Genomic DNA, 13,922 nt, shown 5'->3' with positions numbered 1-13,922 from the left:
AGAGCTCATCTAGAGCTTACACACCTGATGTTGAGAGACTGGCCACCTTTCAGTTAAGCTATTGCTTCGGAGGGGTATCTTTAACTCACTCCTGTGATCTTCCGCCAAAATCGTATTAACCTTTCTCGTTTTGCTTCACTGTTTCCTCTTCTGAATATCTCATTTGTGTTCTGGCTGCCGCTCGGGTAAAGCTCCACCCTTACTTTTCTGACGCTATCAGCCTCGCGGCCCGGTATGCGGCGGTAAAGCAGATACGAAAAATGCAATAATCACCGTTACTCGGCAGTACAAAACAGGAGATCGCATGATTTGGTTGATGCTGGCAACGCTGGCGGTGGTGTTTGTCGTGGGTTTTCGGGTGCTAACGTCGGACGACAGACGGGCCATCCGCGGGTTAACCGAGCGGCTGGGAATCGACGCCGTCCCGGTGGAATCGATGATCGACCAGATGGGCAAAGAGGCCGGGCGCGAATACCTTCGCTATCTGCAGCAGGCGGATGAAAAGCGGTTGCTCAATGCCGCACAGGTGCTGCTGATCTGGCAGGTGATGATTGTCGATGGCAGCGAGCAGCATCTTCACACCTGGTATCGTCGGCTGCGTAAAGCCCGTCTTGCCACGCCCCTGACCGAGGCGCACATCCGGCTGGCCTTCGGCCTGCTGCGCGAACTGGAACCGGATATGCAGGAGCTGAATCAGTTTCAGACCCGCTATAACGCGCTGTTTATGCCCGAGGACAATGTCTATACGCTGCACTGAACCCGCCGATAGTTGCCAAAATGTTAAGCACGTCACATTGACGATGTTACACTGCGCCTCTATTCCGTCCGAAAATCACGTCAGGTAACTACATGCCCTCACACTCCTCCCCCACGCGTCCGGTTCCCGCGGCGCGACCGAACTGGTCTGCGGTATTCGCCGTAGCGTTCTGCGTCGCCTGCCTTATTACCGTTGAGTTTCTGCCGGTAAGTCTGCTGACGCCGATGGCGCAGGAGCTGGGCATTTCCGAGGGGCTGGCCGGTCAGTCGGTGACCGTTACCGCGTTTGTCGCCATGTTTGCCAGCCTGTTTATCACCCGCATTATCGGCACCACCGATCGCCGCTATGTGGTGATACTGTTTTCGGTGCTGCTGACGCTCTCCTGTCTGCTGGTCTCCTTCGCCCACAGCTTTACCGTGCTGCTTTTAGGCCGCGCCTGTCTGGGCCTTGCGCTTGGCGGGTTCTGGGCGATGTCGGCGTCGCTGACCATGCGTCTGGTGCCGGCAAGAACGGTACCGAAAGCGCTGTCGGTGATATTCGGGGCGGTGTCGATTGCACTGGTGATCGCCGCGCCGCTGGGCAGCTTCTTCGGCGGCATCATCGGCTGGCGCCATGTGTTTAACGCCGCCGCGGTGATGGGTCTGATCAGCATCTTCTGGGTGTGGAAAGCGCTGCCGTCCCTGCCGGGTGAAGCATCGCACCAGCAGCAAAATATCATCAGTCTGCTGAAACGCCCTGGCGTGCTGGCCGGTATGGCGGCCATCTTTATGGCCTTTGCCGGGCAGTTCTCTTTCTTTACCTATATTCGTCCGGTGTATACCAGCCTGGCGGGGTTTGACGTCGATGGCCTGACGCTGGTGCTGTTGAGCTTCGGGATCGCCAGCTTCGTTGGCACATCGCTCTCTTCCGCCATCCTGAAACGCTCGGTGAAGCTGGCGCTGGCGACCGCACCGCTGGTTATCGCCCTCAGCGCATTGACGCTGATCCTGTGGGGCGACAACAAGGTGGTTGCCGCGGCGGTGGCGATTATCTGGGGGCTGGCGTTTGCGCTGATCCCAGTGGGCTGGTCAACCTGGATCACCCGTTCGTTGAGCGACCAGGCGGAGAAAGCCGGTTCGGTACAGGTGGCGGTGATCCAGCTGGCGAACACCTGCGGCGCCGCGGTGGGCGGCTACGCCCTGGATACGCTGGGCCTGCTTTCGCCGTTGGTGTTGTCCGGGGCGCTGATGCTGTTAACGGCGCTGCTGGTAATGCTGAAAGTCCGGGTCAGCTAGCCCGGACTCAGGCCGCGGCGCGGGGTTTGCGCCGTGAATCCACGGCAATCAGCACCACCGAGGAGAGGATCAGCAGCGTGCCGAGCCAGTCCGGCAGCGTAAAGCTGACGCCGAGCAGCAGCACCGACAAAAAGGCGCTGCTCAGCGGTTCCGTACAGCTCAGAATGCTCGCCTTCGGGCCGCCAATCAGCTGCGCGCCCTTTAAGTAGAGGCTGAACGTGATGGCGGTTCCCACCACCACCAGATAGAAGAACGCCAGCAGCACGTCCCCGCCCATCATCATCTCGCCTGCCTGACCGGCATAGAACGGCAGCAGCATTGCCCCGCCAATCAGCATACTCCAGCCGACGACCGGCAGGGTGCCATAGCGGGCGATCAGCGCCGAGGGGTAGGTGGTATAGAAGGCCGCGGCAAATGCAGAGACAATGCCCCACAGCAGCGCGGCCAGGGATATGGTTAACGCGGTGGGATTACCGTGGGTGACCAGCAGAAACGTCCCCGCCAGCGAGGTGAAAATCGCGGCGAACACCAACGCGCCGGGCCGGGCTTTACGCGCCAGCGCAAACCACGCCACGATAATGGTCGGCGACAAAAATTGCAGCACCGTTGCCGTGGCGGCGTTGGATTTTTCAATGGTGACCAGAAACGTCAGCTGGACCGTCAACGCCCCAAACAGCGAGAACAGCAGCAGGCTGATGGCATCCTTACGGTTCTGGAGAATGCCAAAAATTTTATCGCCGTTGATGAACGACAGAGTCAGCAGGATAAAGCCGGAAAACAGCAGGCGAATCATGGTCAGAAAGGGCGACGTGAGGGCGCTGTTTTCCATGATGTACTGCGCGCATACGCCTGAACTTCCCCACAGCACGGCCGCCACCAGCACGTACAGCATCCCTTTCTTTGCAACACTCATATTGTCCCCTGCGATCTGAAGTCATTTCATAACGCCGGGTAGCATAGCACAGGCTGTTCCTCTCCCTGTGCCGATGGGTGTCCTCACTCACGCGCGCGCTCAAGTATCGCCGTCACCACGCTCAGATCGGCGACGGTATCCACATCCTGCACCACGCCGATATCCTCCGTGGCGAGATCCACTACCGCACCGCGTCCGCGAGCCTCCTGCACAATCGCTCTGGCCCCCACGTCCCCGGTCAGCGATGCCAGCGCGGAGAACCAGGCCCGGCCAAACCCCGGCGGATGCCCCGGACGCTGCTGGTAGTGCGGCACCACGATACGGTCATCGCGCAGCGAAGCCGCCACACGACGCAGGGTATCCGGCTGGATAAGCGGTAAATCGCCCGGCAGGATCAGCCATCCGCTGGCGTCAGGCGTGGCCTGCACCCCGAGCGCGATGGACTCTCCCATGCCGCCGGTCCCTCCGTCCGGCTGCACCAGATGCCAGGCGAGGCCGGCGGCAGCGACCGCGTCAAGCACATGACTGAGCACCGGCTTGCCGGTGACGAGCGCGTTAAGCTTATGGGTCGCGCCGCCGGAGGCGAGAAAGCGTGCCCCGCGGCCCGCGGCCAGCACGATAACCGTCGGGGCACTCACTCGCCGTGGGTCTCACGCAGGCGCGCGGCCGCTACCTCGGCCAGCACCGAGAGCGCCAGCGAGTGCGCATCCCGCGCTTTGGGGAATATGCCAATCGGGGCGTTGATGCGCGCGATATCCTCCTCACGCCAGCCCAGCTCGTTCAGGGTCGTCACGCGCGCGGCGTGGGTCCGCATACTGCCGAGCGCGCCGATATAAAACGGATTGGCGGCGAGCGCAGCCTGCAGCACCGGCAGCTCGCGGTTCAGATCGTGATAGAGCAGGATCACCGCAGTGTGGGCATCCATTAGCGCAAACGAGGTGCGCGGGTTGAAGCTATCGCTGGTGTGAACGTCGTACCCTGCCGCCCTGGCGACGCGCGCCGTGGCGTCGGCTTCCAGCGAGCGGCCATAGACGATCACCCGCGTACAGGGGCGATAGCAGACGTCAAACGCGGCGTCGTACCAGCCGGTGGCGTGCGTCGGGGGAACGCACGTCAGCGTCTGCGACGCCGGGCAGTAGCGCAGGGATACCGCCTGACGCAGAGACGACGCCTCAAGCACCGCCTGCAGGGGTTGGGCGCTGCGCAGCTTATGAATGCTGAGGGTAATGCCGCCGCCGCAGGGCAGCACAATATCGAACCAGGGCGAGCCTTCGCCGTAGCGCACCGTACGGTCGGTGCCGGAGGCAATCACCTCCAGCGCCTCGTGCGCGGCGGCGGACTCCACGCAGCCACCGGAGACGAAACCGCAGTACATGCCGTCATCGCGTACCGCCATCTGCGCCCCCAGCGGACGCGCCGCGCCGCCGCGGATCTCGACCAGCGTCACCAGCGCCACCGCCCTGCCTGCGTTGAACGCCTCTGCCGCAAAGCGCAGGATAGCTGCGCTGTCGTCAGTCAGAAACGCCGCTTCAGGCGTAAGCGGGGGGCAGACCGCCGGGTCTGTTAAGGGAAGCTGTTGCAGCACCTTACCTCCATCCTGAACGTGAAAGGGTCAGCCCCGCGGTTCTGGCGCACCGGGCGAGCAGAACCGCAGGCGCGTTACGCAAGGGCCGGCAGCCCGCTCAACAGCTTGTCGAGGGTCACCGGGTACTCGCGCACCCGCACGCCGGTGGCGTTATAAACGGCGTTGGCGATGGCGGCGCTGACGCCACACAGGCCCAGCTCGCCCACCCCTTTGGCTTTCATCGGCGACGAAATCGGGTCTGCCTCCTCGAGGAAAATCACCTCCTGCTCCGGGATGTCGGCATGCACCGGCACTTCATAGGTCGCCATATCGTGATTCACGAAATAGCCCTGCCGGGTATCCACTGCCAGCTCCTCCATCAGTGCGCCACCCAGCCCCATGGTCATGGCCCCGATCACCTGGCTGCGCGCAGTTTTGGGGTTAAGGATGCGGCCCGCAGCGCACACGGCCAGCATCCGGCGCACCCGCACTTCACCGGTGGCGACGTCTACCGCCACCTCGACAAAGTGTCCGGCAAAGGTGGACTGCTGGAACTGTTTGTCGAGATCGCCATACTCCATCGCGTCCTCAACGGTGAGGGTTCCCGCTGATGCCGCCTCGCCGATCGGCGCGCTGCGCCCCTGGGTACGGATCGTGCCATCAACAAACTCGGCGCTGTTCGCATCAAAACCGAGCTTTTCAGCGATGGTTTCCCGCAGTTTTACGCAGGCGGCGTACACACCCGCCGTGGAACTGTTAGCGCCCCACTGCCCGCCCGATCCGGAGGAGGCAGGAAAATCAGAATCCCCCAGCCGCACCTCTACGTTCTCCAGCGGTACGCCCAGCATTTCTGCCGCGGTCTGGGCGATGATGGTGTAGCTCCCGGTACCGATATCGGTCATGTCGGTTTCAACGGTGACGTTGCTCTGGGCGTCCAGATGAACGCGCGCGCCGGAGGGGGTCACCAGGTTGTTACGAAAGCCTGCCGCCATCCCCATGCCCACCAGCCAGCGGCCCTCGCGCACCTGACCCGGCTGCGGGTTGCGCTGCTGCCAGCCGAAGCGCTCGGCACCGGTGCGCAGGCAGGTGACCAGCTGCCGCTGCGAGAAGAAGCGCTCCGGGTGGGCCGGGTCAACCTGCGTGTCGTTCAGGATGCGGAATTCCACCGGATCGATGCCCAGCTTCTCGGCCATCTCATCCATGGCAATCTCAAGCACCATCAGCCCTGGCGCTTCGCCAGGGGCGCGCATGGAGTTCCCCTCCGGCAGATCCAGCTCCGCCAGCCGCAGGCCGGTATCGCGGTTTGCGCCCGCGTAGAGCAGCTCGGTCTGGTTGGTGGCGGTCTCCGTCGGGCCGCCGGGCAGGTTACCCGACCAGCTATGGTGGGCGATGGCCGTGATGCGGCCCGTGGTCTCCGCCCCAATGCGTACCCGCTGGATGGTTGCCGGGCGATGGGTGGTGTTATTCGGGATGAGCGGGCGAGGCAGCATCACCTTCACCGGACGCTGGACGGCACGCGCCCCGAGCGCGGCCAGCAGCGCATCGCTACGCAGAAACAGCTTGCTGCCAAACCCGCCGCCGATAAAGGGCGAGCGCACGCGGATATTCTCCGCCGGAATGTTAAGCGTTTTCGCCAGATCGCCGCGCCACCACTCAATCATCTGGCTGGAAGTCCAGAGCGTAAGCTTGTCGCCCTCCCACTCTGCCATGGAGGCGTGCGGCTCCATCGCCATGTGGCTCTGATCGGGCGTAGTGTAGGTTTCGTCGAGCGTGACCGCCGCCTCGGCTAACGCGTGCTCCACGTCGCCGACGATTTTATCCGGGGTATCCTCTGGCGGGGTGGTAACGCCGGGTTTCTCTGCGGCCAGATCGTATGCGCCGGGTTCACGCTGATAATCGACCCGCACCAGCGCGGCCGCCGCAGTGGCCTGCTCGAAGGTTTCGGCCACCACCAGGGCAATCGCCTGGTGGTAGTGCGCAATCTCCGGGCCGCCCAACAGGCTGGCAAAGTTCATCTCGCCTTTATCAAGCGGACCCGCGTTGTCGGCAGTCAACACCGCCAGCACGCCGGGTGCGCGCTGCGCGGCCTCAGTATCCATCGCGGTTATGCGCCCTTTGGCGATCCCGGCCCCCACCATGCAGCCATAGGCGACGTTGGGCGCCAGGTCGTGCCATTCATAGGCGTAAGGGGCGGTGCCGGTAGTTTTCAGCGGCCCGTCGATGCGATCGTGCGGGCGGCCAACGACCTTAAGCTGGTCGATGGGGTTCTCTGTTGCCGGTTTGTCGAATTTCATACCTGTCCCCCCGCTTCTGCGAGCACCGAGGCGAGCGTGCGCTTCGCCAGAGTGAGCTTGAATGCGTTTTCATCGGTTGGCTGTGCGTCGGCAAACAGCCGGTCATAGACGGCCTGCGCGCCCTGGGCGAGCTGCGCATCCGCCTCATCGCGCCGCCAGGGTTGATGCGCCACGCCGCCCATGGCGACGCGACCTGAGCCATCGGGTTGTACGACGGCCGCAACCGACACCAGCGCAAAGGCGTAAGAGGCGCGATCCCGCACTTTCCGGTAGATGTGCGTCCCGCCGAGCGGGGCCGGAAGCGTTACGGCCACAATCAGCTCCCCCGGTGCCAGTACGGTTTCCAGATGCGGCGTATCGCCCGGCGCCCGATAAAAATCGGCCAGCGGAATGCGGCGCTCGTGCCCGTCAGGGTTGACCGTTTCCACCACCGCATCCAGCACCCGCATGGCGACCGCCATATCGCTCGGGTGCGTGGCAATGCAGGCCTCGCTGGCCCCGACTACAGCCAGCTGACGGCTGTAGCCTTTCAATGCGGCGCAGCCGCTACCGGGTTGGCGTTTATTACAGGGCTGATTGGTGTCATAGAAATAGGGGCAGCGCGTGCGCTGCAGCAGGTTGCCGGCGGTGGTGGCCCGGTTACGCAGCTGGCCTGACGCCCCCGCCAGCAGCGCGCGCGCCAGCACGGCATAGTCACGGCGTACCCGCGCATCGGCGGCCAGATCGGTGTTACGCACCAGCGCCCCAATACGCAGGCCGCCCTCGGCGGTCGGCTCGATGCTGTCCAGCGCCAGGCCGTTGACGTCTATCAGGTGCACCGGGGTTTCGATCTCAAGCTTCATCAGGTCGAGCAGGTTGGTGCCGCCCGCGATAAATTTTGCGCCGGGCGTGCGCTGGGCGCTGGCTGCCGCCTCGGCCGGCGTCTCTACGCGTTGGTAGGTAAATGCCTTCATGATTTCTGGCCTCCGGCGACATCCTCGATCGCAGCAAGAATGTTGGAATAGGCGCCGCACCGGCAGATATTGCCGCTCATGCGCTCGCGAATTTCATCGGCGGTCATCTCCGGGGGCGATACCAGATCGTGGGTGACATGGCTTGGAATGCCCGCTTCAAGCTCTTTCAGCGCCGCCACGGAGGAGCAGATCTGGCCAGGGGTGCAGTAGCCGCACTGGTAGCCGTCGTGTTTAACAAACGCGGCCTGCATCGGGTGCAGGTTATCCGGCGTTCCCAGCCCTTCAATGGTGGTGATCTCCGCATCCTGATGCATGACGGCCAGGGTCAGGCATGAGTTGATGCGCCGACCATCGACAATGACGGTACAAGCGCCGCACTGCCCGTGATCGCACCCTTTTTTGGTGCCGGTAAGGTGCAGGTTCTCGCGCAGCGCATCCAGCAGCGTGGTGCGGGTATCGACGTTCAGCTCGCGGATCTCGCCGTTTACCGTTAGCCGCACGGGCAGCGTTTCGGGCGATGGGTGGGTGAAACGCGCGCTGGCGTCAGGGTCCGGCAGGTGCCCATATTCAGTCTCTTCGCCGTGGTTGCTCATACCAGGCCTCCAGTATTTTGTAATAAGTGGGATGCTTGCCGCTTATGTACTGCACGGCTTTTATAATCACGAATAGTTAATAGTAGTCGGCGCTCGCTATCGCGCTTCGCAGAGTGAGGTGAACCAGAATCATGAACGCCCCTCAGCTACGTCAGGCGCGGAGGTACCAGTGGCCTGGAAATGTCTGCTTTTAATCGCTTTACATTACAGGCGCGCAAATCCCTTTAATCAGGACGGGTATTATTCAGGCCGTCGTCAGGAAAAGGGATATCGCAATGGAAGTGAAAAAAATGAAGGAAGGCGGGTTAAGGCTACTCACCTCAGGCGAGATCGCGAAAGTGCTTCACTTGTTTTAGGGATGATGCGTGTGAAATACCTTATAAAATTCGTGATGACAGTAGCATGCGTGCATGTTTTGACTGGTTGTCCTGTTATGGATAGCGACCTCGACAAGCGTTATCCGTCAGCAGACATTACCAGGGCAACATTAAAAGGAAACGATCTCTGCATCGCGGTACCCTATACGGCAGATTATCGCCTGCGAATGATTTCAATCTACCCCAGAGGTGCGGACTCTAAAACCCGGTGGTATAAAGACGAACCCGATCTTAATCTGACCATTAATCAGGGCCAGCTTTGTATTGATCCCGCCTTTTACACCTTCGAGGAGCATCGCCAATATGTGATACGCGCGGTGATGTGGTCGGATAAAAAATATAAAGAGACACGTTTCGGCAGCAGACTCGTGATGGCCGCCTTCGAAATCGAAAATGATCACGCCTATCGTGTGGTGCTTGAAGAGCGCGAATTATAATCGGGATTATGGATGAACACTCTCAAGGAAGGCGGATTGCGGATGCTTACGCCGGGTGAAACCCGGCTCGCCAGACGTGTTTTCAAAAACACAATTTCGTGGCACAAGGTCTGGATCCACCATGACAGCTATCTGCCGTTTGGACTGCAAAGCGGAAGCGTAGCGATGGCGCCTGATGGCGAAATTTATCTGCGGGATCTTTACCGGGATGATTTTTCAAAGGCGTCGATAACGCTACAGCATATTTTTATTCATGAACTGGCGCATGTCTGGCAGCGAGAAAGGGGGATGAGTGTGCGGCTGCGCGGCGCATTCAGTTGGGCGGCCAGTTATGACTATATTCTGGACGAGCGATTTTTGAATGAATATCCAATGGAGCAGCAGGCACAGATAATTGCAGATTATTTTGTGCTTATCCAGGAAGGCTATTCAACCTGGCGTAAAAGCCGAAATCTATTAGGCATCACCTGCCTGAACGATGTTCCCGAGCACGCGCTTCATGCGCTCTTCGCCAGAACACTATTATTTTTCCCATAGGACTGACTGGATGATTTTTTTCCTGAGATTCAGCATGCTGTTTGCTTCACTTCTCCTGTTAACAGGCTGTCCGGTAATCGAGCGGGATGTAGACCTGCGATATCCTGCACCCGATATTACTGCCGCGACGAAGGTAAACGACACGCTCTGTGTAGCCGTTCCAGATGCTTCAGATTTCCAAATCAGAATGATAATGATCTACCCTCGCCATGTGCCGCCGAAAGAGCGCTGGTATCAGGAAAACCCAGGTTTAACAATCACTGACGGGCAAGTCTGCATTCCCTATTCTTTTTATAAATTTGACCAACGTCTGGAGTACGTCGTGCAAGTCATTCTGTGGTCGAATAAAAAGGCGCAGTGGACAAAATATGCGGGACGCCAGGTTATCAGCGCCTTCGAAATCGAAAATGGTCACGCATACCGCGTGGTGCTTGAAGAGCGCGAATTATAACGCGCGCCGGTTTCACCCGACACGCATTAAAAAGCAGGCCTGACGCCTGCTTTTTTTAGACTCGCAAGTTACCAGCCAGGCACCGCGCCGCCGTTAAAGATTTTCTCGGCAGCCGCGGCGACTTCAGGCGACTGCCAGGCCCTGATAAGCGCTTTTACGTTCTCCGCGTCCTTATTCTCCTCGCGGGTCACAATGATGTTCACATAAGGCGAGTTTTTGTCCTCAATAAAGACGCTGTCATGCACCGGCGACAAGCCAATATTTTGGATATAGGTGGTGCTGATAATCGCCACGTCCACCTTCGGATCGTCAAGCACGCCGGGTAACTGAGCGCCTTCCATTTCGATGATATTAAGCCGATGCGGGTTGTTACGAATATCGAGCGTGGTGGGCAGCAGCCCTTTCCCCGGCGCAAGTTCGATCAGCTTCTCTTTTTGTAACAGCAGCAGCGCCCGGCCCAGGTTGGTGGGGTCGTTGGGGATCGCGACGGTCGCGCCGTCCTGCAGGTCGGAGACGCGCTTTATTTTTCGGGAGTACCCAGCGATGGGAAACACGAAAGTGTTGCCGACCGCCACCAGATGATAGCCGTGAGCCTGATTGTCCTGCTCAAGGAAGGGGCGATGCTGGAACACGTTGGCATCCAGTTCACCAGCGTTGGTGGCGTCGTTTGGCAACAGCGAACCGCTGAAGCCCACCAGCTCGACGTCCAGACCGTACTTCTCCTGCGCCACCTTTTTAGCGACTTCCGCCACATCCTGCTCGGCACCGTTTATCACGCCAACCCTGATGTGCTTTGCATCGCTGCCGCGTTGATCGCAGCCAATAAGTAGACTCCCGGCCAGCAGAATGACCCCGAAACGCATTACAGACTTTTTCACGGCAGATATCCTTTTAAAACAGTACGATCCTGAATGAAAATGACTATAGCGGCTTCACGGTGGCAGGGATAAAAACGAATAGGCATGAGTAAGATGAAATCGCGATATGCCGCGCATGCGGGGCGATAAAGCGACATCTGATATAAACATCAGACGTCGCCATGCAGGGACGCAGAGGATTAGCGTGCCGGAAGTGCTTTTTCGATGGCCTGTGCCGCGCATTTCCCGTCAAACTCCGCGCCGCCCATACCGGCCACGCCCACGGCGCCAATCACCTCATGATTGAACACGACCGGTACGCCACCGCCCAGTAATAGCAGTTCGGGCAGCGTGGTAAGGTTGGCCGAATCGGCATCCGCCCGCGCCTTTTCCGCCAACGCCTGGGTGGGGGTTTTGGTGGAGAGCGCGGTATAGGCTTTCCGCTGCGCCGCCAGGGTATTGTGCGGACCTACGTTGTCATCGCGCATCACAACCACCGGATTGCCGCCGCGATCCACCACCGCCACCACGCCTTTTTTGTCGTATTCGCGGCACTGAGCCAGGGTGCCGGACGCCAGCGTTGTCGCCAGCTCCAGCGTCATGTCGTGTACCGTCGCAGGGGCTGCCGCCGCGCTTATTCCCGGCAGCGCCACCATCATCGCCATCAGCGTTCGCTTCATGTTTTCACCTCTTTACTGGCGGATATCAGCTGCCGCGATAGGTGGAGTAGCCGTACTGGCTCAGCAGCAGCGGAACATGGTAGTGCTCGTCGGTGTTACTGATGTGGAACTCTACCGGGATCTCCGGGAAGAAGGTGCCTGCGTTCTGGGAAGCGAACCAGTCGCCGGTTTTGAACACCACGCGGAAATCGCCGGTGGTTTCAGGCTGCTCGGGCCACAGCCCTTTGATACGGCCATCGTTATCAGTTTTGGCGCTATTGAGTTTTTTCCATCCCTCGCCCTGCTTCTGTTCCAGGGTAACCACCACGCCCGGTGCCGGTTTCCCGGTCTGCTGGTCAAGGATATGGACGCTTAGCAGGTTTTTGCCCGCGGCCATCACCATCGACGGGACGCAAAAAGAGGCGGCGAGTGCAGCAGCGATCAGATATTTTTTCATGTCGTTTCTCCTGAGTGGGTGTGGCGCATTTATACCCCCACTCAGTCCGCAATCGCCTGACGCCAGCATGACAATGTTGTCATCTGTGCAGAGGGCGGTTCCGATCAGCGTTTTCCCTGCGGCCTCTCTTTCAGCGCCTCCACCACCAGCGTAAACGCCGGCGACGGCTGTTTGCAGCTGGGGTAATAGAGGTAGTAGCCGGGGAAAGGCGGCGGGGCGAACCGGGAGGCTTCTGCTACAGTTTTTACATTGTCCTTTGGGCTTATCAGGAAAACCGCATGAAAATTGCCTGTCTTGGCTGGGGATCGCTTATCTGGAAACCGGGCCGCCTGCCGGTAGTATGGGGCTGGAAAGAGGACGGTCCGCAGGTGCCGATTGAGTTTTCCCGCGTCAGCGACGGTGGCGAACTGGCCACCGTGATCTCTCTTAACGCCACGCCGGTGCCGGTGCTCTGGGCCTGGCTTGACGTCGATCGTCTGGACGTGGCCTGCGACGCGCTGCGCGAACGGGAAGGCATCCCCGCAGAACGCTGCGACGGCATCGGCTCGCTGCTGATTCACAACGCGCCGGGCGGCATGCTTAACGACTGGGCGCGTGAACGCGATATCGATGCGCTGATCTGGACCGGCCTGCCGCCGCGCAGCGACAGTATCGAAGGGCGCGTCCCCTCCGTGACCGAAGCGATTCTCTATCTCGACAGCCTGGCCGGGGAGACGCGCGAGCACGCCAGGGACTACTTCCAGCGCGTTCCGGCGCAGATCGACACCCCTTATCGCCGCGCGATAAAGCACGGGCTGGGCTGGGACTAAAGCGGGATCGCCAGCCGCTCCAGATCGGCTGGCGGAAGCAGCGCCAGAGCCTGCTTCATCATGCGCGCCTCCTCGCCGGGGCTGCGGCCAAAGAAGCGCTTAAACTCGCGGTTAAACTGCGAGGCGCTTTCATACCCAACCTCCAGCGCGGTTTTTGACGCGGGCAGATTACTGCGGATCATCATCAGCCGCGCCTGATGCAGTCTGACAGACTTGATGTATTGCAGCGGCGAGGTGTGGGTAATGGTTTTGAAGTGGATATGAAAGCGTGGCACGCTCATTCCCGCCCGGCTGGCGAGATCCGCCACGCTGAGCGGGCTTTGCCATTCGGCGTGAATATGGTTCAGCGCCCGTGAAATCCGGCCAAAGTGGCCCTGATAGGCCAGCGCCGCCCTCACTGCGCCGCCCTGCTCGCTCATCAGCACCCGAAAATAGAGCTCTTTGACAAGCGACGGGCCGAGGGCTTTGGCCTCCAGGGGTGACATCAGCGCCTGCAACAGGCGGTTGAGGACGTCCAGCATCGACCCGTCAAGCGGCGTGGAGATCATCCCCTCCGGCTGGTCTGAGATTGGCTGCCGCGCCTCGCCCATCAGCATGATCAGCTCCGCCACCGTGGTCATATCCAGCCTGACCGCCACCGCCAGCATCGGTTCTTCCGGCGTGGCTTCAGTCTCTGATGAGAACGGCAGCGGCACCGACAGCACGAGGAACTGCTGGGCGTCGTAGCGGTACATCCGGTCCGCAAGATAACCACGCTTGCGGCCCTGACAGACGATGATAATGCCCGGATCGTACAGCACCGGGGTGCGCGGCAGCGGATAGTCGGCACGCATAAAACGCACCTCATCAAGCAGCGATTTGGTATAGCCCTCGTGAGGTGCAAGCTGCATGATTCGCTGACAGATCTGCTGTTGAACAGGAAGTGACGCCATAGTTTCAGTCCGGTATCATTGCGGGATTCAGGCTAGTGTAATCCATAATCCCGCACAG

At 60.3% G+C, this 13,922-nt stretch carries 16 protein-coding genes and 1 pseudogene; 6 read left to right on the top strand and 11 right to left on the bottom strand.

Annotated elements, in window-relative coordinates:
- Positions 1-304: 304 nt before the first annotated feature.
- Positions 305-757: a DUF1198 family protein gene (locus tag DW58_RS18370; RefSeq protein WP_024547949.1), complete on the top strand. Its 453-nt coding sequence runs from the start codon at positions 305-307 to the stop codon at positions 755-757.
- 92 nt (positions 758-849) lie between these two features.
- Positions 850-2,031, top strand: a complete 1,182-nt coding sequence (gene nepI / locus DW58_RS18365; protein ID WP_024547950.1) for a purine ribonucleoside efflux pump NepI — start codon at positions 850-852, stop codon at positions 2,029-2,031.
- A 7-nt stretch (positions 2,032-2,038) separates the two neighbouring features.
- Here nepI and DW58_RS18360 read toward each other — a convergent pair whose 3' ends face one another.
- From DW58_RS18360 to paoA, 6 genes are all read right to left on the bottom strand, one after another.
- Positions 2,039-2,944: an EamA family transporter gene (locus DW58_RS18360; RefSeq protein WP_024547951.1), complete on the bottom strand. Its 906-nt coding sequence runs from the start codon at positions 2,942-2,944 to the stop codon at positions 2,039-2,041.
- An 83-nt stretch (positions 2,945-3,027) separates the two neighbouring features.
- Positions 3,028-3,582 (bottom strand): nucleotidyltransferase family protein, encoded by a 555-nt coding sequence (locus tag DW58_RS18355; protein ID WP_024562527.1) that lies wholly within the window; start codon positions 3,580-3,582, stop codon positions 3,028-3,030.
- Positions 3,579-4,529: an XdhC family protein gene (locus DW58_RS18350; RefSeq protein ID WP_024550396.1), complete on the bottom strand. Its 951-nt coding sequence runs from the start codon at positions 4,527-4,529 to the stop codon at positions 3,579-3,581. Before DW58_RS18350 ends, DW58_RS18355 begins: the two co-directional genes overlap by 4 nt.
- A gap of 74 nt (positions 4,530-4,603) precedes the next feature.
- Positions 4,604-6,802 carry an aldehyde oxidoreductase molybdenum-binding subunit PaoC gene (gene paoC, locus DW58_RS18345; RefSeq protein WP_024550397.1) on the bottom strand — a complete coding sequence of 733 codons (2,199 nt, stop codon included), beginning with the start codon at positions 6,800-6,802 and terminating at the stop codon, positions 4,604-4,606.
- The gene (locus DW58_RS18340; RefSeq protein ID WP_024550398.1) at positions 6,799-7,755 is read right to left on the bottom strand and encodes an FAD binding domain-containing protein; all 957 of its coding nucleotides are present in this window, start codon (positions 7,753-7,755) and stop codon (positions 6,799-6,801) included. Before DW58_RS18340 ends, paoC begins: the two co-directional genes overlap by 4 nt.
- A complete protein-coding gene (gene paoA / locus DW58_RS18335; protein WP_024550399.1) occupies positions 7,752-8,348 on the bottom strand; it encodes an aldehyde dehydrogenase iron-sulfur subunit PaoA in 597 nt (198 codons plus the stop codon). The genes DW58_RS18340 and paoA overlap by 4 nt, the downstream gene beginning before the upstream one ends.
- A 169-nt stretch (positions 8,349-8,517) precedes the next feature.
- Between paoA and DW58_RS18330 the strand changes: the two genes are divergently transcribed.
- From DW58_RS18330 to DW58_RS18320, 3 genes are read left to right on the top strand one after another with little or no spacing between them, the layout of a single operon-like run.
- On the top strand, positions 8,518-9,162 hold the full coding sequence (locus tag DW58_RS18330; protein ID WP_152525650.1) for a putative T6SS immunity periplasmic lipoprotein: 645 nt from the start codon (positions 8,518-8,520) through the stop codon (positions 9,160-9,162).
- Positions 9,163-9,174: 12 nt separating this feature from the next.
- On the top strand, positions 9,175-9,699 hold the full coding sequence (locus DW58_RS18325; RefSeq protein ID WP_024550401.1) for a hypothetical protein: 525 nt from the start codon (positions 9,175-9,177) through the stop codon (positions 9,697-9,699).
- 10 nt (positions 9,700-9,709) lie between these two features.
- A complete protein-coding gene (locus DW58_RS18320; protein ID WP_152525651.1) occupies positions 9,710-10,150 on the top strand; it encodes a putative T6SS immunity periplasmic lipoprotein in 441 nt (146 codons plus the stop codon).
- Positions 10,151-10,218: 68 nt separating this feature from the next.
- On the opposite strand, the gene nlpA is transcribed toward DW58_RS18320, so the two are convergent.
- From nlpA to DW58_RS21470, 4 genes and pseudogenes are all read right to left on the bottom strand, one after another.
- Positions 10,219-11,013, bottom strand: coding sequence for a lipoprotein NlpA (gene nlpA / locus DW58_RS18315; protein WP_024550403.1), 795 nt, complete (start codon positions 11,011-11,013; stop codon positions 10,219-10,221).
- Positions 11,014-11,207: 194 nt separating this feature from the next.
- On the bottom strand, positions 11,208-11,687 hold the full coding sequence (locus tag DW58_RS18310) for a GlcG/HbpS family heme-binding protein (RefSeq protein ID WP_024550404.1): 480 nt from the start codon (positions 11,685-11,687) through the stop codon (positions 11,208-11,210).
- Between the two features lie 25 nt (positions 11,688-11,712).
- Positions 11,713-12,123, bottom strand: a complete 411-nt coding sequence (gene hiuH, locus DW58_RS18305; RefSeq protein WP_024550405.1) for a hydroxyisourate hydrolase — start codon at positions 12,121-12,123, stop codon at positions 11,713-11,715.
- 104 nt (positions 12,124-12,227) lie between these two features.
- Positions 12,228-12,332, bottom strand: a pseudogene (locus tag DW58_RS21470) (LysR family transcriptional regulator); the annotation flags it as partial.
- Between the two features lie 69 nt (positions 12,333-12,401).
- Here DW58_RS21470 and DW58_RS18300 point away from each other — a divergent pair.
- A complete protein-coding gene (locus tag DW58_RS18300; protein ID WP_024550406.1) occupies positions 12,402-12,932 on the top strand; it encodes a hypothetical protein in 531 nt (176 codons plus the stop codon).
- Here DW58_RS18300 and DW58_RS18295 read toward each other — a convergent pair.
- Positions 12,929-13,864 carry an AraC family transcriptional regulator gene (locus tag DW58_RS18295; RefSeq protein WP_024550407.1) on the bottom strand — a complete coding sequence of 312 codons (936 nt, stop codon included), beginning with the start codon at positions 13,862-13,864 and terminating at the stop codon, positions 12,929-12,931. The genes DW58_RS18300 and DW58_RS18295 overlap by 4 nt on opposite strands.
- Positions 13,865-13,922: the final 58 nt, after the last annotated feature.

The sequence above is a fragment of the Siccibacter turicensis LMG 23730 genome (assembly GCF_000463155.2).
GTDB classification, from domain to species: Bacteria; Pseudomonadota; Gammaproteobacteria; order Enterobacterales; family Enterobacteriaceae; genus Siccibacter; species Siccibacter turicensis.
Note: the sequence above shows the minus strand (reverse complement) of the source record. Positions and strands in the feature narration are given on the sequence as shown.